This is a genomic window from Methylobacterium terricola (assembly GCF_006151805.1).
GTDB lineage: Bacteria > Pseudomonadota > Alphaproteobacteria > Rhizobiales > Beijerinckiaceae > Methylobacterium > Methylobacterium terricola.
On the sequence record NZ_VDDA01000053.1, the window covers coordinates 1 to 22142 of the forward strand.

The 22142-nt window shown below is 72.0% G+C and carries 14 protein-coding genes, 1 rRNA gene and 1 pseudogene; 8 read left to right on the plus strand and 8 right to left on the minus strand.

Going from position 1 to position 22142, the window contains the following annotated elements:
* Nucleotides 1-356, minus strand: a 16S ribosomal RNA gene (locus tag FF100_RS34990); the annotation flags it as partial.
* A gap of 467 nt (nucleotides 357-823) precedes the next feature.
* Nucleotides 824-1759: a 2-hydroxyacid dehydrogenase gene (locus tag FF100_RS34995; RefSeq protein ID WP_139040614.1), complete on the minus strand. Its 936-nt coding sequence runs from the start codon at nucleotides 1757-1759 to the stop codon at nucleotides 824-826.
* Nucleotides 1760-2122: 363 nt separating this feature from the next.
* Here FF100_RS34995 and FF100_RS35000 point away from each other — a divergent pair, with 363 nt between their 5' ends.
* The 3 genes from FF100_RS35000 to FF100_RS35010 all read left to right on the plus strand — a co-directional run bounded on the left by FF100_RS35000 (nucleotide 2123) and on the right by FF100_RS35010 (nucleotide 5296).
* On the plus strand, nucleotides 2123-2791 hold the full coding sequence (locus FF100_RS35000) for a haloacid dehalogenase type II (protein ID WP_139040615.1): 669 nt from the start codon (nucleotides 2123-2125) through the stop codon (nucleotides 2789-2791).
* 106 nt (nucleotides 2792-2897) lie between these two features.
* Nucleotides 2898-4358 carry an NAD-dependent succinate-semialdehyde dehydrogenase gene (locus FF100_RS35005; protein ID WP_139040616.1) on the plus strand — a complete coding sequence of 487 codons (1461 nt, stop codon included), beginning with the start codon at nucleotides 2898-2900 and terminating at the stop codon, nucleotides 4356-4358.
* A gap of 89 nt (nucleotides 4359-4447) precedes the next feature.
* Nucleotides 4448-5296 carry a GNAT family N-acetyltransferase gene (locus tag FF100_RS35010; protein ID WP_171070463.1) on the plus strand — a complete coding sequence of 283 codons (849 nt, stop codon included), beginning with the start codon at nucleotides 4448-4450 and terminating at the stop codon, nucleotides 5294-5296.
* Between the two features lie 35 nt (nucleotides 5297-5331).
* Here the strand turns inward: FF100_RS35010 and FF100_RS35015 are convergent, their stop codons facing one another.
* The 3 genes from FF100_RS35015 to FF100_RS35025 form a co-directional block, all read right to left on the minus strand.
* Nucleotides 5332-5829, minus strand: a complete 498-nt coding sequence (locus FF100_RS35015; RefSeq protein ID WP_281287362.1) for an Lrp/AsnC family transcriptional regulator — start codon at nucleotides 5827-5829, stop codon at nucleotides 5332-5334.
* A gap of 379 nt (nucleotides 5830-6208) precedes the next feature.
* Nucleotides 6209-6697 carry a cupin gene (locus tag FF100_RS35020; protein WP_139040618.1) on the minus strand — a complete coding sequence of 163 codons (489 nt, stop codon included), beginning with the start codon at nucleotides 6695-6697 and terminating at the stop codon, nucleotides 6209-6211.
* 25 nt (nucleotides 6698-6722) lie between these two features.
* Nucleotides 6723-9407, minus strand: a complete 2685-nt coding sequence (locus FF100_RS35025) for a PAS domain-containing protein (RefSeq protein ID WP_171070464.1) — start codon at nucleotides 9405-9407, stop codon at nucleotides 6723-6725.
* A 365-nt stretch (nucleotides 9408-9772) separates the two neighbouring features.
* On the opposite strand from FF100_RS35025, the gene FF100_RS35030 reads away from it, so the two are divergent.
* Both FF100_RS35030 and FF100_RS35035 read left to right on the plus strand, forming a co-directional pair.
* Nucleotides 9773-10747 (plus strand): CgeB family protein, encoded by a 975-nt coding sequence (locus FF100_RS35030; protein ID WP_139040620.1) that lies wholly within the window; start codon nucleotides 9773-9775, stop codon nucleotides 10745-10747.
* Nucleotides 10744-14421, plus strand: a complete 3678-nt coding sequence (locus tag FF100_RS35035) for a glycosyltransferase family protein (protein WP_139040621.1) — start codon at nucleotides 10744-10746, stop codon at nucleotides 14419-14421. The genes FF100_RS35030 and FF100_RS35035 overlap by 4 nt, the downstream gene beginning before the upstream one ends.
* Before the next feature lie 150 nt (nucleotides 14422-14571).
* Here the strand turns inward: FF100_RS35035 and FF100_RS35040 are convergent, their stop codons facing one another.
* Together FF100_RS35040 and FF100_RS35045 are read right to left on the minus strand one after the other, a co-directional pair.
* The gene (locus FF100_RS35040) at nucleotides 14572-16818 is read right to left on the minus strand and encodes a TonB-dependent siderophore receptor (protein ID WP_139040622.1); all 2247 of its coding nucleotides are present in this window, start codon (nucleotides 16816-16818) and stop codon (nucleotides 14572-14574) included.
* A 288-nt stretch (nucleotides 16819-17106) separates the two neighbouring features.
* Nucleotides 17107-18060: a class I SAM-dependent methyltransferase gene (locus tag FF100_RS35045; protein WP_139040623.1), complete on the minus strand. Its 954-nt coding sequence runs from the start codon at nucleotides 18058-18060 to the stop codon at nucleotides 17107-17109.
* A 113-nt stretch (nucleotides 18061-18173) separates the two neighbouring features.
* On the opposite strand from FF100_RS35045, the gene FF100_RS35050 reads away from it, so the two are divergent.
* The 3 genes from FF100_RS35050 (at nucleotide 18174) to garD (ending at nucleotide 21808) form a co-directional block, all read left to right on the plus strand.
* The gene (locus FF100_RS35050) at nucleotides 18174-19079 is read left to right on the plus strand and encodes a LysR family transcriptional regulator (RefSeq protein WP_139040624.1); all 906 of its coding nucleotides are present in this window, start codon (nucleotides 18174-18176) and stop codon (nucleotides 19077-19079) included.
* Nucleotides 19080-19174: 95 nt separating this feature from the next.
* Nucleotides 19175-20116 carry a 5-dehydro-4-deoxyglucarate dehydratase gene (gene kdgD, locus FF100_RS35055; protein WP_139040625.1) on the plus strand — a complete coding sequence of 314 codons (942 nt, stop codon included), beginning with the start codon at nucleotides 19175-19177 and terminating at the stop codon, nucleotides 20114-20116.
* A gap of 108 nt (nucleotides 20117-20224) precedes the next feature.
* On the plus strand, nucleotides 20225-21808 hold the full coding sequence (gene garD / locus FF100_RS35060; RefSeq protein ID WP_139040626.1) for a galactarate dehydratase: 1584 nt from the start codon (nucleotides 20225-20227) through the stop codon (nucleotides 21806-21808).
* Nucleotides 21809-21952: 144 nt separating this feature from the next.
* On the opposite strand, the pseudogene FF100_RS35065 reads toward garD, so the two are convergent.
* A pseudogene (locus tag FF100_RS35065) lies at nucleotides 21953-22142 on the minus strand (HlyD family type I secretion periplasmic adaptor subunit); the annotation flags it as partial.

Here is a 22142-nt window from a genome sequence, read left to right on the forward strand (position 1 = left end):
AGGGTTGCCCCCATTGTCCAATATTCCCCACTGCTGCCTCCCGTAGGAGTCTGGGCCGTGTCTCAGTCCCAGTGTGGCTGATCATCCTCTCAGACCAGCTACTGATCGTCGCCTTGGTGAGCCGTAACCTCACCAACTAGCTAATCAGACGCGGGCCGATCCTTCGGCAGTCAAGCCTTTCCCCAAAAGGGCGTATCCGGTATTAGCTCAAGTTTCCCTGAGTTATTCCGAACCGAAGGGCACGTTCCCACGCGTTACTCACCCGTCTGCCGCTGACCCCGAAGGGCCCGCTCGACTTGCATGTGTTAAGCCTGCCGCCAGCGTTCGCTCTGAGCCAGGATCAAACTCTCAAGTTGAAGAGCTGATCATAGCTGATCACAACATAAACGGAGGCTCACAACCGATCGGCGTTTCCGCCTGATCGTGTGAGCACCGAAACGTCAGACCAGCATCATCCTACTCACGATCCAGGCCGAAACCCGGATCCGCAGGGACGACGCCGTCCACGCTTCTCTTTCTCGTATGCACTTGTCAAAGAGCTGATCGAGCCGGGGCCAGATCTCGACCTTCCAGAGAACGGAAAGCAGCGCCGGGTTGCCCTGGCCCTTGCTTGCTCTTCTCTGGGAAGGTTCGTCGGGGCGGGCCGTTTCGTCGGCGCCCCGTCGGTGAGCGGTCGTTTAAGGGTCGCCGGCTTGCCTGTCAACACGACCGAACCCCGGAGGTTTCGACCATGGCGACTGGAGGCGGGGCAGGGGACCTGCCCGCCGCATCGGTCGGCGTGTATCCTAGATGGGACTGCACGCCCTGCGTTCAAGAGGCGGCATTAATACCCTTGCGAGCGGTCGATCGCATGCGGAATCGGCTCGCCGCGCAGATGGGCCCGCACGCCCTGGATCACCTGACGGGCGGCGCCCGCCGGCTGGGTGGCGCTCGCGACATGGGGCGTCGCCATCACCCGGGGATGAGCGAGGAGCGGGTGACCGGCGTCCGGCGGCTCCGTCGCGAGGACGTCGAGGACGGCGCCGGAGAGCTGGCCCGACTCAAGGGCGGCGAGCAGGTCGGCCTCGACGACGTGGCCGCCGCGACCGGCATTCACCAGGCCGGCGCCCGGGGGCAGGCGGGCGAACAACGTCCGGTCGAGGAGGTCCCGCGTCGCCGGGGTCAACGGCAGCAGGCAGACCAGGATGTCGGTACGGGAGAGGAAGTCGCCGAGCGCCGCGTCGCCCGCGAAAGTCTCGATCCCCTCGAGGCTCTTTGGCGAGGCGCTCCAGCCGCTGACCGGGAAGCCGAATCCGGCCACTGCCCGCGCCGCCGCCTGGCCGAGCACGCCGAGGCCCATGATGCCGACCCGGCGCTCCGGCGCGGGCCGCACCGGCCGCGGGGTCCAGCGCCCGGCGGCCTGCTCGGTGCGGTAGAACGGCAGGTCGCGGTGGAGCGTCAGTACCGCCATCACGACGTACTCGACCATCGAGGCGGTGAGGTTCGGGTCGACCATCCGCACCACCTGGACGGCGGGCGGCAGCTCGCGGACGGGGAGGTGGTCGATTCCCGCGCCGATGCAGAACAGCGCCTCCAGCCGCGGCATGGCGCGGGGCAGGTCCGCCGGCGGCGTCCAGGCGACGAGATAGGGGGCCTGCGCCGCCGCGCCGTCCGACTCCCAGTCGACGAGGCGCAGGTCCGGCGCCTCCCGGGCGAAGATGTCGTGCCAGACGGCGCCGCGGACCGGGTCCGACTTGTAAGCGATGAGGGGGGTGGTCATGGAAGGCCTCGAAACGCGCTGCCGCGGGAGCGATCGGACACGGTGCCGCCACCGCGACGACCGTGCCGATGCAGGAACGATACCCGGGAGCGATCCGCGGGAGACGCCGAATACGGGGTCGGCCGCAGGCGGAATCACCGTGGCGCGTGAGCCCTTGACGGCAGAGGCTGCCGAGGCGGTCCCGATCCGGCCCGCCGGGTACCCGGACGGACCGGCCCTCCGGCAGGACCTGCCGTGCGGGAGGGGCGAAAGCGCAGGATCGCCGACCCCGAGGCCGGCACAACGGAGTCCGGCGGCGGTCGCTGCGCCTTAGGGTCGGCCACGGTTGAACGCCGCGCGGTCGAGCACCGCAGGGAGATCCCGATGGCCCATCTCAAGCCCAAGTACATCACCTTCGACTGCTACGGCACGCTGATCTACTTCGAGATGGCGCCGGTCGCCCGCCGCCTCTACGCCGACCGCGTGCCGGCGGAGCGCATGGACGCCTTCGTGGCCGACTTCTCGGCCTACCGCCTCGACGAGGTGCTGGGCCCGTGGAAGCCCTACAAGGACGTGGTCGCCAACGCGCTGATCCGCACCTGCAAGCTCAACGGCATCGCGTACCGCGACAGCGACGCCGATGCGGTCTACGCCGCCGTCCCGACCTGGGGCCCGCACCCGGACGTGGTCGAGGGGCTGTCGAAGGTCGCCAAGGAATTCCCCCTGGTGATCCTGTCGAACTCGATGAAGGACCTGATCCCGCACTCGGTCGCCAAGCTCGGCGCGCCGTTCCACGCCGCCTACACGGCGGAGGAGGCCCAGGCCTACAAGCCGCGGATGCAGGCCTTCGAGTACATGTTCGACCAGCTCGGCTGCGGCCCCGAGGACGTGCTGCACTGCTCGTCGAGCTTCCGCTACGACCTGATGACCGCGCACGACCTGCGCATCACCAACAAGGTCTGGGTGAATCGCGGCCACGAGCCCGCCAACCCCTATTACGGCTACCACGAGATCAAGGACATCGGCGGCCTGCCGGGGCTGCTCGGCCTGTAGGCCCGGACCGACGCCGCCCGCCCGGGAGAGCCGGACGGGTGGCGGCGCTGTCTCCGCCATCCCCGCGCCCGCCCTCAAGGCCGCGCTCCATCGCCCGAGGACATCCATGTTCACCCAGGACCGCCTGCGCGATCCCGCGCTCCTGCGCTTCCAGGCCTTCATCGCCGGCGAGTGGCGCGATGCCGAATCCGGCGGCAGCCTCGCCGTGACCGACCCGGCGACGGGCGAGACCCTCGGCACCGTGCCGGATTGCGGCGCCGCCGAGACCCGCGCGGCGATCGCCGCGGCGGATGCCGCCTTCCCGGCCTGGCGCCGCACCGCGCCGGCGGAGCGCGCCGCGATCCTCGAGCGCTGGAACGCCCTGATCCTCGAGAATGCCGAGGACCTGGCGGCGATCATGACCGCCGAGCAGGGCAAGCCGCTGGCGGAAGCCCGCGGCGAGGTCGCCTATGGGGCGAGCTTCGTGAAGTGGTTCGCGGAAGAAGCGCGCAGGATCACCGGCGACGTGTTCACCGCGCCGGTCGGCGACCGCCGGGTGCTGGTGCTCAAGGAGCCGGTCGGCGTCTGCGCGGCGATCACGCCGTGGAACTTCCCGATCGCGATGATCACCCGCAAGGTGGCGCCGGCCTTCGCCGCCGGCTGTCCGATCGTGGTCAAGCCCGCCGACCTGACGCCGTTCTCCGCGCTCGCGCTCGCGGTGCTGGCCGAGCGGGCCGGGGTGCCGAAGGGCGTGTTCAGCGTCGTCACCGGCCAGGCGGCGCCGATCGGCGCCGAGATGACCGGCAGCGAGACGGTGCGCAAGCTGTCCTTCACCGGCTCGACCGCGGTCGGGCGGCTGCTGATGGCCCAGTCGGCCCCGACCATCAAGCGGCTGAGCCTCGAGCTCGGCGGCAACGCGCCCTTCATCGTCTTCGACGACGCCGATCTCGACCAGGCGGTCGCCGGCGTGATGGCCTCGAAGTTCCGCAATGCCGGCCAGACCTGCGTCTGCGCCAACCGCATCCTGGTGCAGGACGGCATCCACGACCGCTTCGCCGCCCGCCTCGCCGAGGCCGCGGGCACGCTCAAGATCGGCAACGGCTTCGAGACGGGCGTCACCATCGGCCCGCTGATCAACGACGCCGCGGCCGCCAAGGTCACGGCACATCTCGATGACGCGCTCAAGCACGGCGCCCGGCTGGTGGCGGGCGATCCGGATGCCGTGCGCGGCCGCTTCGTGCCGCCTTTGGTGCTGACCGGGGCCGACACCGCGATGCGTCTCGCCGTCGAGGAGACCTTCGGGCCGCTGGCGCCGCTGATGCGCTTCTCCCGCGAGGAGGACGCGATCGCCATCGCCAACGCGACGCCGTTCGGCCTCGCCTCGTACTTCTACACCTCCGACATCGGCCGGGCCTGGCGGGTCGGCGAGGCGCTGGAATTCGGCATGGTCGGGCTCAATACCGGCACGGTCTCGATGGAGGCGGCACCGTTCGGCGGGGTCAAGCAGTCCGGTCTCGGCCGCGAGGGCTCGGCCTACGGCATCGACGAGTACCTGGAGCTGAAGTCGCTCCACATGGGCGGCCTCTGAGCCTCCTCATGTCCGTCGCGCGCCCCGGCCCCCGTCGCGGGGCTGGGGCGCGCCTCCGTCCGACCCTTTCCCTCACGAGACCCGACGCGATGACGAACGAGACGAGCGCCCCGGCGATCCGTCCGATGACCGGGGCCGATCTCGAGGCGGTCCACGGCCTCTCGGTCGAGGTGCGCTGGCCGCACCGGGCCGACGACTGGCGCCTGATGCTGGAGATCGGCCACGGCCTCGTCGCCTGCGACGAGGCCGGCGAGGTGATGGGCTCGGCGATGTGGTGGCCCTTCGGCGACGGGCTCGCGACCATCGGCATGGTGATCGTCTCCCCGCAGCGGCAGGCGAAGGGCACCGGGCGGCGGCTGATGCGGGAGCTGTTCGCCGCCGCGGGCGGGCGCACCCTCCGGCTCACCGCGACGCAGGCCGGGCGGCGCCTCTACGAGTCCGAGGGGTTTCGCGTCACCGGCGGCCTCGTGCAGTACCATGGCACCGCCGATGCGGCAGCGGCGGTGGAGGATGCGCGCGTGCGCCCGGCGACCGAGGCCGATTGGCCAGGGATCGTCGCCCTCGACCGCGAGGCCTCCGGCGGCGACCGTGGGCGGATGCTCGACGCCCTGCGCCGGGTCGGCGACATCGCCGTCCTGGAGGAGGGGGGCCGGATCGCCGGTTTCGCGGTCTGCCGCGCCTTCGGCCGTGGCCACCTCGTCGGCCCGATCGTCGCTGCCGACGGCGCGGCTGCCGTGGCGCTGGCGAGCCCGCACGTGCGGGCCCATGCCGGCACCTTCCTGCGCCTCGACACCACCGAGCGCGACGGGCCGCTCGCCGCCTTCGCGCAGGCCTGCGGCCTCGCCAATGTCGACGAGCCGGTGACGATGACCCGGGGGCCGGCGCCCGAGACGGGTCCCGCCCGGATCTACGCCGTCACCAGCCAGGCCCTGGGCTAGATCCGATCCCGCCGGGGCGGCGTCGGCCGCCCCGCTCAGCGCTCCTCGCCGAACAGGGTGGCGAGCGGCAGCTCGGTCTTCACGATCGGCGTGCGCAGCACGATGTAGCTGAAATACTTGGCGATCCCGACATTGCGCTCCAGCAGCGCCTCGATCACCTCCTGGTAGTGCGACAGGCCGCGGGTGACGAACTTCACCAGGTAGTCGTAGCCGCCGCTGACCACATGGCCCTCGATCGCCTCGTCGATCTTGCGCAGGGCCTGCTCGAAGCGCTGGAAGTATTCCGGCGTATGGCCGTTCAGGGTGAATTCCGTGAACACCGTCACGGTCTCGCCGAGCTTCGGCAGGGCGATGTGGGCGCCGTAGCCGGTGATGTAGCCGGCCTGTTCCATGCGCTTGACCCGGAGCAGACACGGGCTCGCCGACAGGCCGACGGCATCCGCCAGCGTCACGTTGGTCATGCGGCCGTTCTTCTGCAGCTCGATCAGGATCTTCATGTCGATCCGGTCGAGCCTGGTCGTCTGCTGGTTCACGAGAAGCGTTTCCCGATTCCGGTCCGGCGGAGGGCCGCGTCGCCGGGTGGACGGCGAGGCCTCGACGCGGGCGGCGGGGACCGGCTCGCGCCCGGGAGCGGGCTTCCGGGCGGGACGCGCGCGGCGCCGGCTTCCGGCGGGACCGCCCGGGTGACGAGACCTCTTGGATGAGGGCGTCCCACCATGTCAGAATCAGGGTCGATTGTCATGGTGGGTTGTCGTGACGGAAGATGGGTCTCGCGGCGGCCGGGGAAGTGCCTGCCGGTCCGGCTCCGGCTCGGCCCAGGTGCGAATTCCAACCCGGTGTCGGCATGCGTGATTCGCATAAGGTAGGTTATGGAACCGAGATGGGGCCGGCCGCAGGATGGCAGGTGCCGGTTCAGCCCCGCCGCCACAACCGTGTCAGCGGGCCGCCGGGCCCGTGGGCCGGGTCGCTCGCCGGGATCGCGAGGCCGGCGATCCGGGCGCGGATCGCGGCATCCGGGGCCGTGCGGCAGAGATCGACGGTGCAGCCCGGCGGATAGGCGCCGACGACCAGGAAGTCCAGGCTCGCCGACAGGCGGCAATGGCCGGTGCCGACCGGCAGCACCAGCACGTCGCCGGCCGCGACCGCGATCGCGTGCCCGCCCTCGCCGCCGAGGATCAGGCGGGCGCGGCCCGCGGCGATGCCCAGGGTCTCGTGCGTGGTCGAGTGGTAATGGTGGTACGCGAACACGCCGTCGCGCCACCGCGCGGGCCAGCCGTGGCGGGCAAACAGCGCCTCGAGCGCTTCGGCACCCGTTGCGATGCTCCTGTAATGCAGCACCGGCAGCGCCGGGTTGTTCGGCATCGCGCCGTTCGGCGCGAGGACGAGGCGTTCGGGCTGCATCGGCGCGGGATCCATCGGAGCCCCGCTAACCCGCCCGGCGCGGCCGCGCGACACGCCGCAGGATCAGGCCGAGCTGCTCGGCCGAGTACGGCTTGTGCAGCAGCTCGAAGCCATGGGCGTCGTCCTGCGCCAGGACGTGGCTGTAGCCGGAGGCGAGCACCACCGGCAGGTGCGGCAGGCGGCGGCGCAGCTCGCGGGCGAGCGCGATTCCGCCCATGCCCGGCATCACCACGTCGGAGAACACCACGTCGAACCCCGCCCCGTCGGGCCCGAGGCGCTCCAGGGCCTCCTCGGCATTGGTCGCCCAGGTGGTGCGGTACCCGAGATCGTGCAGGATCTGGGTGCAGAAGCGCCCGACCTCGATGTTGTCCTCGACGACCAGCACGCTCTCGCCGGCGCCGATCGGCGAGGCCGAGGCCTCGCTGCCGGCCTCGTCGCGGTCGCCGGCGGCATCCGGTGCCTCCGGCAGGTAGAGGGTGAAGGTGGCGCCTTCACCGGTGCGGCTCGTCACGTCGACGTCGCCGCCCGATTGCTTGGCGAAGCCGAAGACCTGGCTCAGGCCCAGTCCCGTGCCCCGGCCGACCTCCTTGGTGGTGAAGAACGGCTCGAAGATCCGGCCGATCAGGTCCGGCGGCACGCCCGGCCCGGTATCGGTGAGCGACACCGCCGCGAAGGGCTTCTGCGAGCCGGCATGGCCCCGGATCGGCGGCATCGCGGCGCCGCAGGTGAGCGTCAGGGTCAGCGTGCCCTCGCTCTCCATCGCGTCGCGGGCATTGACCGCCATGTTGATGAGCGCGGTCTCGAACTGGCTCACGTCGGCCCGCACGAAGCACGGATGGTCGGGCACCGTCACCACCACCCGCACCCGGGCGCCGGTGACCGTGTCGATCATGTCGGCGACGCCGCGCACCTTCTCGCCGACATCGAACACGGCCGGCATCAGCGCCTGGCGGCGGGCGAAGGCGAGGAGCTGGCCGGTGAGCTTGGCGGCGCGGTCGACGGTGTCGGAGACCGCGTCGAGGTAGCGGCGTTTTCGCGCCTCCGGCAGCTCCGGCCGGCGCAGGAAATCGACCGACGAGCGGATGATGGTGAGCAGGTTGTTGAAGTCGTGCGCGACGCCGCCGGTGAGTTGGCCCACCGCCTCCATCTTCTGCGACTGGCGCAAAGCCTCCTCGGCCTGGGCCAGGGCGTCGGCCTGGGTCCGGATCGCCGTCACGTCGCGCACCGTGGCGTAGATGCGCCCGTCCCGCGGCACGGCGTTCCAGGACAGCCAGCGATGCGAGCCGTCGCGGTGCCGGTAGCGGTTCTCGAAGTTGGGTTGCGGCTCGCCGAGGGCGAGGCCGGCGGTCGCCGCCCGCGTCGCCGGCACGTCGTCCGGGTGGACGAAGTCGAGGAACGGGCGGGCCAGCAACTCGCCCTCGCTCCAGCCGAGGAGCGTGGTCCAGGCCGGGTTGAGGCTGACGAACCGGCCCTCGACGGTGGCGACGCAGAACAGGTCGGTCGAGGCCTGCCAGATCTGGTCGCGCTCGGCGGTGCGCTCGGCGACCTGCGCCTCGAGCGAGGCGTTGAGGACGCGCAGGGCCTCCTCCATGCGCTTGCGGTCGGAGATGTCGCTGAAAAACACCGCGACCCTGGCCAGGGCCGGATCGCCGATCCGCAGCGCCCGCACGTCGAACCAGCGCCCGAACACGTCGGCCTGGTTCTCGAAATGGACCGGCTCGCCGGTGAGCGCGACGCGGCCGTAGGTGTCGAACCAGTGCCGCTCGAGGTCGGGGGCGAACTCGCTCACCCACAGCCCCGCCACGTCGGCGCCGGTCTGGCGCGCGAAGGCCGGGTTGGCCTCGGCGATCCGGTAATCGACCGCCCGGCCCTCCCCGTCGAACTTCATCTCCAGGATGCAGAAGCCGACATCAATGCTCTCGAGCAGGGTGCGGTAGCGCTCCTCGCTGTCGCGCAGGGCCGCCTGCGAGCGGATCTGCTCGGTGACGTCGTAGCCGCCGACGAAGATGCCGGTGACCGCACCGGACCCGTCCCGCAGCGGCTGGTACAGGAGATCGATGGCGCGCTCGGACGCGTCGCCGGCGAACAGGATCGGCATGGCGCGGGCCGCGAACGGCCGGCCGGTGCGGTACACCGTATCGAGGAGCTCGTAGAAGCCCTGGTCGGCGAGATCGGGAAAGGCCTCGCGCACGGTGTGGCCGAGGAAGTCGCGGGCGCCGGCGATCGTCACGTAGGCGTCGTTGACGTATTCGAAGACGTGGGTCGGGCCGCGCAGGACGGCGACGAACCCCGGCATCTGCTGGAAGATCTGCTCCCGCCGCTCGTCCTCCTCCGGTCGCACCCCGGCGACCGGGTGGTGGAGCACGAGGCTGACGGCACCGGAGGCGTCGCGCACCGGGGTGTGGGTGACGCTCCAGCCGCCCGCGCCCGATAGGCTGTCCGCAGCGGGCGCGGGGACGTCGGCGGCGACCGTGTCGGGCCGGCCGGTCGCGACCGCCCGGGCGAGCGAGGCCTGGATCGCCGCCCCGTCCGGCACCACCTCCGCGAGGGGCCGGCCGACGAGGTCGTCCGGCCCGGTCCCCGAGCCGTGGCCGATATGCCAGGCCCGGTTCGCCGCGAGGACCCGGCCCTGCGGATCGAGGACCAGGCAGGGTTGGGGCGCGGCGTCGAACAGGCTGCGGTAGTCGAGGTCCGGCGGCAGCGTGCTCACGAGGCGCTCCTCCGCAGGCGGGGCCGGAGGTCCGGAGCGACGGGATCGCGTCCGTTCGGGGAAGCGAGGAGGCGACTTTGGGTCAGCGGGAGGGACACCATGGTTCGCCCTCCTATCACCGGCGCGGCGGCGTGTCGCCGACCGTCGCGAGGCTGCCGCGGCGGACCGCGCCATCGCGGGAGGGGCCCGGGCGCCGACGCCGGGATGCCGGTCCTCCGCAGGGATTCCGCTCCTCGGCCGGGGTTCAGCGCGGGTCCAGGGCCTCCCGACGGGGGCAGCAACTCCAGGTCGAAGACTTGACCGCGGACGCCTTCGCGTGCTCGGCATGCACCGCCCGCCCTGCCCCCTTTCTCCGACCGGTTCGCATGCTCCTGAAAGGCTCGTCTCTCGCGAAGGTCCTGGTGGTGAGCACGAGCCCGGATGCGGTGAACCACAACGCGCCGATTCGCGCCGCCCTCCGCGAGGGCTTCGCCGAGGTGCTCGGGCCGGCCGCGGCGCGCGAGAGCCCGCTGGAGCTCGCCGAGGAGGCGGTGGACGGTTTCGGCCCGAGCCTGGTCGTCGCCCTCGGCAGCGTCGCGATCGACGCAGCTCCCCTGCGCGGCCTGGCGCGGAGCGCCCGGCGGGCCGGGGCCCGTCTCGCCTTCTGGCTCCACGACGATCCCTACGAGTTCGATTACGGGGTGAAGGCCGAGGCGCTGGCCGACCACATTTTCACCAACGACCGCTGGGCCCTGCCCCATTACCGGCACCCCTCGGTCTCCCACCTGCCGCTCGCCGCCTGCCGCCGGACCCACGACCGGCCGGTGCGGCCGATGGCGGAGCGCCCCCTCGACCTGTTCTTCTGCGGCGCCGCGTTCCCGAACCGCATCGCGCTCCTCGAACGGGCGCATCCCAGCCTCGCCGGCCGCCGGGTCGAGGTCCGCGGCGCGGGCTGGCCGGCTTCCCTGCCCTTCGCCGAGAACGCCCGGATGAGCCCGGCCGCGATGGCCGACCGGGCGAGCGAGGCGCGCCTCACCCTGGCGGTCGGCCGCGACCTCGACATCGCCAACCGGCGCGCCCAGCTGCCGGCCTCGACCCCCGGACCGCGGGTGTTCGAGGCCGCCCTGGCCGGGGCGCCGCAGCTCTGCTTCGCCGCCGGGCTCGAGATCCTGGATTACTTCGACGAGGGCCGCGAGATCCTGCTGTTCGACGACGTGCCGGGGATCGCGGAGGCGATCGACCGCTCCCACCGCGAGCCCGCCGCCTTCGAGGCGATGGCCGCCCGCGCCCGCGCCCGGGCGCTCGACGCCCATACCTACGCCCATCGGGCGCGGACCATCCTGGCGGTGATGGCCGCGTGACCGGACCCCTGATGCCCCTGGCCGCGCCGCTCTCGGTCCTCCTGCTCGACACCGAGCCGCGGACCAGCAACGCCTACATCACCCTGGCGGTCGCCGATGCCCTGGCGCGCCACCCCGCGGTCGCGCGGGTGGTCCGAGCGACCCACGCCGACGCGGTCGCGCTGGCGCAGGCCGAGCGGTTCGACCTCGTCCTCGCCTTCGGGGGCGCGAGCCGCCATCACGCCCTCCTGCGCCGCCTCTGCGCGCTCGCCGGCACCAGCGCGCTCTGGACCACCGAGGACCCTTACCTCGCGGCCGCGAATGCCCGGCTCGCGGGCTGCTTCGACCTCGTCTTCACCAACGACCGCGGCTCGCTCCCCCGCTACGGCGCCGGCGCGCGGCACCTGCCGCTGGCGGCGACGCCCCTGTTCCAGGATCTGCCCGTCCGGCCGGACGACGCGGATTACCGCTACGACCTCCTGTTCATCGGGACGGCCTGGCCGAACCGGGTCGCGACGCTCAACCGGATCCTGTCGTCCTTCCCCCACGACCTCCGCGTGAAGGTCGCGCTGCCGTCGAATGCCTACCTGCCCGAGCCGGTGCTGGTGCGCGACGACCTGATCGTCGACTGGCGCTGCGGCAACGCGGATTTCGCCCGGTTCGCCAATGCGAGCCGGGTGGTGCTGACCCTGCCGCGCGTCTTCACCGCCGGCGCCGACGAGACGCCGGCGGGAACGACCCCGCCGCCGCGGCTGTTCGAGGCGGCGCTCGCCGGCGGGGCGCAGCTCGTGGTCGGCGCCGAACGCGAAACCCTCGATTACTACGAGGCGGAGCGCGAGATCCGCACCTGCACCGAGGAGGGCGTCGTCGCGGCGATCGGCACGATGCTGGCGGAGCCCGGGACCCGCATCGCCATGGCCGAGCGGGCGCGAGCCCGCACCCGGGCCGAGCATCTCTACGACCACCGGATCGACGCCCTCCTGCACGCGGTGCAGGAGCGCCGGGCGGCCGCGTCCCGCAGCGTCGCGCAGATCCGCGAGGCCGCCAAGCCCTGCGGGAGCATCAAGCCCTGCGGGAGCATCAAGCCCCGCATCCTGTTCGTCGCCCATAACCGCATCGGGCGCCGCCAGGGCGGCGGCGTGGAATTCTACCAGGAGCAGCTCGCCGGAGCCCTCGACGGGGTCGAGCCGCTGTTCCTCTATCCCTCCTTCGAGGAGGAATCCTGGGTCCTGCGCCTCGACGAGGGCGAGACCTCGGAGGTATTGCCGATCCCGCCGGCCGAACGGCTGCTCGTCAGCCCCGAGATCGAGGCGCTGGTCGAGCGAATCCTGGTCGAGCGGCGCATCGACCTCGTCCACGTCCACCACCTGCTCGGCCTGCCGCTGAGCCTGCCGGCGATCGCCCGGGCCCAGGGCGTGCCGGTGGTGATGCAACTGCACGACTTCTTCCTGATCTGCAGCCGCTACACGCTGATGAACCAGCACGGCGCGTTCTGCGACGTCGTGCATCGCGGCGAGCGGCCCTGCGACGGCTGCCTCGCCGGTGCCGAGGGGCTGCCGGCCGGCGCCAAGGCGCGGCGGGACGGCTTCGTGGCGCGGATGCTGCCGAGCATCGACGCCTTCGTGACCAGCACGCCGGCCACCGCCGCCTATGTCCGGGCCTTCTACCCGGAAGCGACGGCGCGGGTTGCGGTGATCGAGATGGTGGATGCCGGGCCCGCGCCGGCTCCGTCGGCGAGCCTCGCGCCGGAGCCGCCCCCACCCGGGTCCCGTCTCCCCGGGTCCCGTCTCCCCTTGCGGGTCGCCGTGCTCGGCAACGTCGTCGACCACAAGGGCGCCCGCACCCTGCTCGAGCTCGTCCGCATCACGGAGGGCGAGGCCGTGGTGTTCGAGGTGCTCGGCTACGTCGAGAGCTATCTCGTCGCCGCCTTCGAGGCCCTGGCGGGGGAGCGGCTGCGGCTGCGCGGCGGTTACGTCCGCGAGGAGGTGCCGGCCCTGCTCGCCGGCTGCGACGTGTCGCTCCACCTCTCGCTGTGGCCCGAGACCTACATGATCTCGCTCACCGAGGCGTGGCGGGCCGGCCTGATCCCGATCGTCACCGATCTCGGCGCGCCGGGGGAGCGGGTCACGGACGGCGTCGACGGTTTCAAGGTCCCGACCGGCGATTCCGGCGCCGTGCGCCAGGTCCTGCGGCGCCTCGGGCACGATCGGGACCTCGTCGCGCGCGTGCGCGGCGCGATTCGCGACAAGACCTTGCCGACGATGGCGGAGCACGCCGCCCGGATGGCGGCGTTGTACGCCGACCTGATCGCGGCCCGTCCCGTCCCGCATGCGAGCCCGGACGGGGTGCCGGCCCCCTTCACCCTCTCGGCGGCCGACCTGGGATTTCGCCTCAACCATCCCGACTGGACCGACCCGGCGGTCGTCTGGGACGGGGCGAGCGAGGCGACCGCCGTCGTTCACGCCCTGCCCCCGTCCGTCGCCGCCCTGCCCGAGCGGGCGCTGGCGCCGGACGATCCCGGCCTGTCGTGGGAGATCGCCGACCTCGTCGTCGACGGCCAGAGGCTGCCCGGTCGGATCGCCACCTGCGCGGTCGCCCAGAGCCTGTCGCTCCGCGGCTGGATCTGGCGGCCCGAGGCGGGCCGCCCGGCTCAAACCTTGCTGCGCCTGCGCTCGGGGACGGCCACGGCCTACGTCGCCGCCCGTTCCGAGCGCCGCCCCGAACTCGCGGGCCGGTTCGGCACCGGCCGGGCCGAGCAGGCCGGCTTCGCCGCGCGCCTCGCCGGCGCGGACCTGCCGGCGGGCACCCTCGCGGTCGACCTCGTCCAGGTGTTCGGCGACCACATCGCCATCGCCCCCGGGGTGGCGCACGTCGTCGTCCCGCCCCTGCGCCCGCCGGGGGCCGTCACGCCGTGGCGGACCGGCCTGCCGGTGCCGGAGGCCCGGCTGCGCCGGAGCCCCGAGCCGGCCGCCCTCGCTGGCCACGGCCTGCCGGTGATCGAGGGCGTGCCGGTGGCGCGCCAGGGCGGGATCACCCGCCTCGAGGCCGCGCTGCCGGCCGGCGCCCATGACGGGCAGCCCTTCCTGGTCCTCGAGGGCGAGCACGGCACGGCCTGGGCCCGGGCGGCGTGGCGCGAGGAAGCGGGGACGCGGCGGGCCGGCGCCGAGGCGCAGGTGCGCGACATCCCGCCCGGATCCTACCGCCTCTCCGTCGTGATCGAGGGAGAGAGCGGCGCCGACCGCCACGAGACCGGCGCCGCGCTGTTCGTCGCGCCCGCCATCCGCACCTGCCTCGTCACGGCCGAGGTGCCGCAGGCCCTGCGCCGGACCTGGATCCGGCGGGTGCGCACCCGCCCGAACCTCGATGCGGTCACGGTCGGGGAGAGCTCGTCGCTGCTGGGCAAGGCCGTGACGGTCTCGGGCTGGTGCTTCGTGCCCGGGCGCGGCCGGCCGCTGACCTGGATCGCCCGCTGGGGCGCGCGGGGACAGCGCCGGTTCATGATCGCCGAGAGCTTCGCCCGCCAGGACGTGGCGGCGCACCTGAAGCAGGCCGACGCCCTGACGGCCGGCTTCGAGATCCAGGTGCCGCTCGCCGCGCTCCGGGACGGGAGCTTGCGGGTGTTCCAGGTCTACGAGGGCGGCGCGGTCGCCCTGGTGGATTTCGCCCGCCACGTCTCCGGGATGATCCCGGAGTGATTGCGGGGCGAAGGCGGGGCGGAGGGATGGTGCGCGTTCCGGAAGGTTGCGTCCTGACAGCGCACCACGTGCCCGCGCGGCGCCGGGGCGACGCCGAAATCCGCGTTGCGACCGATCAAACGCAGTGCGTATGAGCCCCCGCCCCTCGCCTCACCACTTGTAGCTCAGGCTCGCGGTGATGCGGCGCTGCTCGCCGTAGAAGCAGGCATTGACCGACTGGCACGACGAGACGAAGCGCTTGTCGGTGAGGTTCGCCGCGTTGATGGCGAAGCGCCAGTTGTCGCGGCTGTAATGGATCACCGCGTCGATCAGCGCCCGCTCCGGCACCGTCAGGGTGTTGTTCACGTCGGCAAAGGAGCGGCCGACATAGCGCACGCCCGCGCCGAAGCCGAAGCCGGCCCAGTCGCCGGTCGGGATGGTGTAGTCGGCGAAGACCGAGGCCAGGGTCTCGGGCACGTTGGTCGGGGTCCGGCCGATCGCGCCGACGTCGCCCTTCGTGACCTCGAGGTTGTAGCTCGTGAACGACGCGACGACGTTGAAGTCCTTGGTGAGGTTGGCGACGAACTGCGCCTCGAAGCCGCGCGAGCGGGTCTCGCCGAGCTGGAGCTGGTTGAGGGGGTTGGTCGGGTCGGCGGTCAGGGTGTTGGCGAGCGCGAGGTCGAAGGCCGCGAGCGTCAAGAAGGCGTTGGCGCCCGGGATCTCGTACTTGACGCCGACCTCGTACTGGTCGCCGGTGGTCGGCTTGAACGGCTGGCTGAAGAAATTGGTGCCGACCTGCGGGTTGAAGAATGTCGCGTAGCTGACATACGGCGCCAGGCCGAAGTCGAAGTTGTAGATCAGGCCGTAGCGCTGCGTGAAGGCGTTGGCCGATTGCCGCGTCTGCGTGCTGGCCAGGCGATTGTTGACCTCGTTCGAGGTGAAGTCGCCGCGGCCCGACACGACCAGGGTCAGCTCGGGCGTGAGCTTGATCTGATCCTGGTAGTACAGGCCGAGCTGCTGGAACACGTCGTAATTGACGAGGTAGGGCGCGACCGGGACGCTCGGGCTGCCGTAATTCGGCGTGATGATGTTGAAGTTCGCGACCGGCGTGCCGGCGAAGCCGCCGGTGGCGTTGTTGTCGTTGAGCTGGAAGTTCTTGTAGTCGAGGCCCATCAGGAAGGTGTGCTTGAACAGGCCGTCGTCGAACCGGGCCACCGCCTGGTTGTCGACGTTGAACAGGCGCGCCCGCGAATTGGCGCGGAAGCGGTAGCGGGCGATCTGGGTCTGGTTCGCATCGGCATAGCCGAGGCCGCCGAGGAACGCGTCGTCGAGCGAGTCGCTGAACGCGTAGCGCAGGTTCTGGCGGAAGGTCCAGGTCTCGTTGAAGACGTGCTCGAACTCGTAGCCGACATTGGCCTGGGTCCGGCGATAGGTGTTGTTGAACGGATCCGAGACGTTGTAGTTCTGCGGGATGCGCAGGCCCAGCACCGTCGGCCGCACCGTGCCGTAATACGGCAGGAACGCGTTGAGGCGGCCGGTATCGTCGTACTGGACGCTCGACAGCAGGGTGAAGGTGGTGGCGCCGTCCGGCTTGTAGGTGAAGGTCGGGGCGATGTAGCCGCGATTCTCGTCGAGCCCGTCGACCTGGGTGCCGCCCTGCCGGCCGATGCCGGTCAGGCGGTAGAACCAGTGACCCTCCTTGTCGGCGGGTCCGCCGAAGTCGAACGCCAGGTACTTCTGGCCGAACGAGCCGCCGCCGACCTCGACGTAGTTCAGGGGCTCGACCGGCGGCTTCTTGCTGACCAGGTTGATCAGGCCGCCGGGACCGCCCTGGCCGAACAGCACCGAGGCCGGCCCGCGCAGCACGTCGATGCGCTCGAGGCCGAACGGGTCGACCTTGTAGGCGGCGAAGCCGTAGTTGAAGAGCTGCAGGCCGTCCCGGTACAGGCCGGTGTCGTTCGCCGTGAAGCCGCGGATGAGGAAGAAGTCGACCCGCGGATCCGGCCCGAAGGTGTTGCCGTAGACGCCGGCCGAGTAGGCGACCGCGTCGGCCACCTGCTGCGGCTTGAGCGCGTCGAGCTGCTCGCGCCCGATCACGGTCACCGATTGCGGGGTCTCGATCAGCGGCGTGTCGGTCTTGGTCGAGACCAGGGTGCGCTTGGCGACGTAGCCGTCGATCGGCCCGCGCGGATCCTCCTGCGGCCGGGCCGCCACCACCGTGGCTCCGGGCCGGGCGCCGTTGCCGGCGACGTCGATCGTCTCCAGCTGGATCGCACCGCCGGCGGCCGCGCCCTGGCGCGGGGGCGTCGCCTCCTGGGCCATCGCCCCCTGCGCGGCGGAGAGCCCGATCAGGGAGACGCCGCCGGCGAGCGCGGCGATGCGGCGGGAGAGGGGGGGGACGCTGAAGGGGAAACGCATGTCGAGACCTTCGGGCAACGGCCCGCCCGCTCCGGACGGAAGACCGTCCAGGCTGGCGCCGCTCTTTAGAATAATACTAAGTTGTTGGTCCTGTTCGATTTTTTACTAGCACGCCCGAACCGCATGCGAAGCGGGAATCCCAGATTGCGCGGGGGATGTTAGCGCACGTGGCAAATCCGCAACGACGGCGCGGGCGGCCATGGGCGCCGCGCCGTCGAGGCGGTCGGTCCAGACCGGCTGGGGACGCCGGGGCCCGGCATCCGGTCGCCTCGACCGGACCGAAGCCGCCTACCGCGCCGCGAAGGTGTCCCGGATCGCTTTCGCGTTGCGGCGGATCATTGGGCGAAGCCAGGCGCCCGAGGCGAGGTAGGCGCCGGGCCGGAGCGGCGCGAGGGCCGCCGCGAGGGTCTGCGCCAGATCGGTCGCCGGTACGTCCGGCGCATCGGACGCGTTGGCCTGCCGGTACACCACGCGCGTGTCCTCGCGCCGGTAGGCCGGATGCGGCGCCAGCCCGGCCCGGCGGGCGGCGCGGTCGAGAGTCTGGAGCACGAAACCGTGGACATGGGCGAAGTGGAAGCGTTCGTGCGGCGGCTTGCCCGTCGCCGCCATGTTGGGCACCGCGGCGTAGAGCACGCCGCCGGGCGCCAGCCGCCCGGCGAGGCGCACCAGGGTGTCGACTGGATCGCGCAGGTGCTCGAGGACGTGGTGCACGGTGACGACGTCGAAGACCGCGTCGGGGGCGAGGGCGTCGAGCCGGTCGAGCACCCGGGCGCCGTGCTCGTCCCGGGCATAGGCGGCGTAGGTGCGGCCGGGCTCGATGCCGGTGACCTCGCACCCCTGCCCCCGCGCGGCGGCCAGGAACTCGCCCGAGCCGGAGCCGAAATCCAGCACCCGCGCGCCCGGCCGCAACGCGGGCCCGAGCAGGTCCGCCCGGAACCGTGCCTCCCGCCGCGACCGGTGGAGATGGTGGCGCGGCGGGCGGCGGCCGAGGGCGAACTGGTAGGCGGCGCGGTAGGCCGAGGCGTAGTAGGCGTCGAGTTCGGCCGCGCTCGGCATCGGATCGGTGCGGATCAGCCCGCAGCCCGTGCAGGCGACGGAGCGCAGCTGCTTCAGCCGCCGGTCGGTCTCGGCGACGACCAGGGTTCCGGTGTCGCCGCAGAGATTGCATGCCATCGCCTCGCCCCGGTACGGGTAGCGGGTGAACGGGACGACATGCCGGACGAGGTGGAGCGGCGAGGACATCGGCGGCCTTTCTGGGCGGCCGGCGGAGCGCCGGTGCCACGACAGTGCAACGCGCGAGCGCCCGGCCTTCATCCCCAAGGTCAATTCCGGGCGCAGCGGCGCGGAGGATCCCGGTGTTCGAACTGAGCCAGTTGCGCTGCTTCGTGGCGGTGGCCGAGGAGCTGCATTTCGGCCGTGCCGCCGAGCGGCTGCACCTGACCCAGCCGCCGGTGAGCCGGCAGATCCAGGTGCTGGAACGCGTCCTCGACGTGGCGCTCCTCAACCGCACCAGCCGCGCCGTGCGCCTCACCCCGGCCGGGCGCCGCTTCCTCGTCGAGGCGCGCCGGATCCTGCGGCTGGCGGACGAGGCGGCGGCGACCGCCCGCCGGGTGGCGGCGGGCGAGGCCGGCAGCGTCACCCTCGGCTTCACGGCGGCCTCCGCCTACCGCACCCTGCCCGACCTGGTGCGGGCGGCGCGCCGCCGCCTGCCGGAGGCCGACATCCTGCTCAAGGAGATGGTCAGCGCCGCCCAGGCCGAGGCCCTGGGGGCGCAAGCGATCGACCTCGCCCTGATGCGCCCGCCCCTGCCGGCGGCCGGCGACGCCTCGCTCCGCATCGCCCGCGAGACCCTGCTGGCGGCCCTGCCCGACGACCATCCGCTGGCGGCGGGCGCGAGCGTGACGGCTGAGGCCCTCGCCGCCGAGCCGCTGATCGCCTACGCCCCGGACGAGGCGCGCTACTTCCATGACCTCGTCGACGACTACTTCGCCGAAGCCGGCCTGACTCCCCGGACGGTGCAGCACCTGGCGCAGATCCACACCATCCTGTCGCTGGTGCGCTCCGGCCTCGGCCTCGCCCTGGTGCCGGACTCGGCGGCGTCGCTCCGGGTCGCCGGGGTGACGCTCCGGCCGCTCGTCCCGGTGCCGCGCCGGCCGGTCGAGCTCCACCTGGTCTGGCGCCGCAGCAACGACAACCCGCTGATCCCGATCCTGGCCGAGCTCGCCGGCACGCTCGACGGATCGATGCCAGAATTGAATTGAACCATGCCGACATGGTGCTGGAACGGCATCATGCACGGGCGTAGTCCGTCGACCAGCGGGGAAAAGCCCCCGACGACACAGAGGAAGCCCGCCCGATGGCCCCCTTGCTCTCGCCCGTCGACGTCGCCCGTCGCCTCGGCGCCGGCCTGCTCTCCTTCCCGGTGACCCCCTTCGGCGCCGATCTCGCCTTCGACGAGGCGCAGTATCGCAGCAACCTCGACTGGCTGTGCGGCTACGACGTCGCCGGGCTGTTCGCGGCCGGCGGCACCGGCGAGTTCTTCTCCCTCACCCCGGCCGAGGTCGCCCGCGTCGTCGGCGTCGCGGTGGCCGAGACAGCCGGCCGGGTGCCGGTGCTCGCCGGGGCCGGCTACGGCACCGCCATCGCCTGCGAGATGGCGCGAGCCGCCGAGCAGGCCGGGGCCGACGGCCTCCTGCTGCTGCCGCCCTACCTCGTCGGCTCGGAGCAGGACGGGCTCTCGGCTCACATCGAGGCGGTGTGCCGCTCGACCGGCCTCGGCGTGATCGTCTACAACCGCGACAACGCGGTGATCGGCCCCGACGCCCTGGCGCGGCTGTGCGAGCGCCTGCCGAACCTCGTCGGCTACAAGGACGGCATCGGCGACATCGAGCTGATGACCCGGATCCAGTCCCGGCTCGGCGACCGGCTGACCTATATCGGCGGCCTGCCCACCGCCGAGACCTTCGCCCTGCCCTATCTCGAGATGGGCGTGACCACCTATTCCTCGGCGGTGTTCAACTTCGTGCCCGCCTTCGCGCTCGACTTCTACGCCGCCGTGCGCCGGCGCGACCGGGCGGCGGTGGCGCAAGGCCTGCGCGACTTCATCCTGCCGCTGATCGAGATCCGCAACCGCCGCAAGGGCTACGCCGTCTCGATCATCAAGGCCGGGATGCGGGTGGTCGGGCGCGATTCCGGCCCGGTGCGCCAGCCGCTCACCGACCTCACGGCGGCCGAGCAGGCGGAACTCGCCGCCCTCGTCGCCCGCGTCGCGCCGGCGCAGGCGCTGGCGGCGGAGTAAGCTGACCGACGGTGCCGTCCCGGCGAGCGGCACCGTCGGTCCTGCTCGACCGAGCCGGCGCCCGAGACGCCAACGAACACGACGCCGCCGACGACCGGGAGGGAGCCGATGCTGGACGAGCCGCGGACCACCGAGGGGCACGCCACCCCTGCGAGCGCCCCTGCGACGCGGGGCGACGCACCCCGAACCATCCGCCTGCACGAGACCGACAACGTCGCGATCGTGGTCAACGCCTTCGGGCTAGCGGCCGGCACGGCGTTCTCCGACGACTTGGTGCTCCGGGAATTCGTGCCGCAGGGCCACAAGGTGGCGCTTCAGGACATCCCCGAGGGCGGGGAGATCCGCCGCTACGGCGAAGTGATCGGCACGGCGCTCCGGGCCCTGCCCCGCGGATCCTGGGTCGAGGAATCGCGGGTCCGCACGCCCTTGGCGCCCGCCCTCGACCAGCTGCCGCTGGCCACCCGCGTGCCGGCACCGCTGCCGCCGCTCGAGGGCTACACCTTCGAGGGGTTCCGCAATCCGGACGGCTCGGTCGGCACCCGCAACATCCTGGCGATCTCGACCAGCGTGCAATGCGTCGCCGGGACCCTGGAGGTGGCGATCCGGCGGATCAAGCGGGAGCTGCTGCCGCGCTTCCCCAATGTCGACGACGTGATCGGGCTGACCCACGCCTATGGCTGCGGCGTCGCCATCAATGCGCCGCAGGCGGCGATCCCGATCCGCACCCTCCAGAGCCTGGCGCAGAACCCGAATTTCGGCGGCGAGGTGATGGTGGTCGGCCTCGGCTGCGAGAAGCTGGTCTCCGAGCGGCTGCTGCCGGACGGGCAGACCGACGGCGTGGTACGGCTCCAGGACGAAGCGCACCAGGGCTTCGGGATGATGCTCGACAGCATCATGGCGATGGCCGAGGCGCGTCTTGAGATTCTGGACCGCCGCACCCGCGAGACCTGCCCCGCCGCCGACCTCGTCGTCGGGCTGCAATGCGGCGGCAGCGATGCCTTCTCGGGCGTCACCGCCAATCCGGCCCTCGGCTTCGCCGCCGACCTGCTGGTGCGGGTCGGCGCCACGGTGATGTTCTCCGAGGTCACGGAGGTGCGCGACGCGATCCACCTCCTCACCCCCCGGGCCGAGACCGAGGCGGTGGCCCGCGCGCTGATCCGCGAGATGGCGTGGTACGACGACTACCTCGCGCAAGGCGGGGCCGATCGCAGCGCCAATCCGTCGCCCGGCAACAAGAAGGGCGGGCTCAACAACATCGTCGAGAAGGCGCTCGGCTCGGTGGCGAAATCCGGCACCAGCGCGATCCGCGGGGTGCTGGCGCCGGGCGAGCGGGTCCGCGAGAAGGGCCTGATCTTCGCAGCGACGCCTGCGAGCGACTTCGTCTGCGGCACGCTCCAGCTCGCCTCCGGCATCACCCTCCAGGTCTTCTCCACCGGCCGCGGCACGCCCTACGGGCTGGCCGAGGCGCCGGTGATCAAGGTCGCGACCCGCACCGAGCTCAGCCAGCGCTGGTCCGACCTGATCGACCTCGACGCGGGCAAGATCGCGACGGGCGAGGCGACGATCGAGGAGACCGGCTGGGAGCTGTTCCGCCTGATCCTCGACGTGGCGAGCGGACGGAAGAAGCCGTGGTCGGACCATTGGGGGTTGTACAACGATCTGACGTTGTTCAATCCGGCGCCGATCACGTGAGTCGACAGAGGCGAGGCCACCCCGCCCGCGATCGAAAACGCACCCCTTTCCCGGATCTCCTTCCGCTGACGCGTCCATCGTCCGGGAAAGGGCGGCGCCTTTCGGAGGACGGTGCGCCTCACGTCGAGCCGCCCCTCCGGGGTCTCACCGCTCATGCCCCGCCGTCGAGGTGGTCTCCCGAACCGGCGACAGCAGGTAGTCGATCACCCGTCGCCGCCCGGTCCGGATCTCCACCGTCGCGGTCATGCCGGGGGTGAGCGCCACGTCCTTGCCGTCGGCCTTGATGAACGTCTGCGACAAGGCCACCGTCACCGGGAAGATCAGGTTCTGGGTC

Excerpts from the sequence above, each read along its gene's own strand:
- FF100_RS34995 (WP_139040614.1), bottom strand. The coding sequence starts at position 1,759 with ATGACCACCCCCCTCATCGCTTACAAGTCGGACCCGGTCCGCGGCGCC.
- FF100_RS35000 (WP_139040615.1), top strand. The coding sequence starts at position 2,123 with ATGGCCCATCTCAAGCCCAAGTACATCACCTTCGACTGCTACGGCACG.
- FF100_RS35005 (WP_139040616.1), top strand. The coding sequence starts at position 2,898 with ATGTTCACCCAGGACCGCCTGCGCGATCCCGCGCTCCTGCGCTTCCAG.
- FF100_RS35010 (WP_171070463.1), top strand. The coding sequence starts at position 4,448 with ATGACGAACGAGACGAGCGCCCCGGCGATCCGTCCGATGACCGGGGCC.
- FF100_RS35020 (WP_139040618.1), bottom strand. The coding sequence starts at position 6,697 with ATGCAGCCCGAACGCCTCGTCCTCGCGCCGAACGGCGCGATGCCGAAC.
- FF100_RS35030 (WP_139040620.1), top strand. The coding sequence starts at position 9,773 with ATGCTCCTGAAAGGCTCGTCTCTCGCGAAGGTCCTGGTGGTGAGCACG.
- FF100_RS35040 (WP_139040622.1), bottom strand. The coding sequence starts at position 16,818 with ATGCGTTTCCCCTTCAGCGTCCCCCCCCTCTCCCGCCGCATCGCCGCG.
- FF100_RS35045 (WP_139040623.1), bottom strand. The coding sequence starts at position 18,060 with ATGTCCTCGCCGCTCCACCTCGTCCGGCATGTCGTCCCGTTCACCCGC.
- kdgD (WP_139040625.1), top strand. The coding sequence starts at position 19,175 with ATGGCCCCCTTGCTCTCGCCCGTCGACGTCGCCCGTCGCCTCGGCGCC.
- garD (WP_139040626.1), top strand. The coding sequence starts at position 20,225 with ATGCTGGACGAGCCGCGGACCACCGAGGGGCACGCCACCCCTGCGAGC.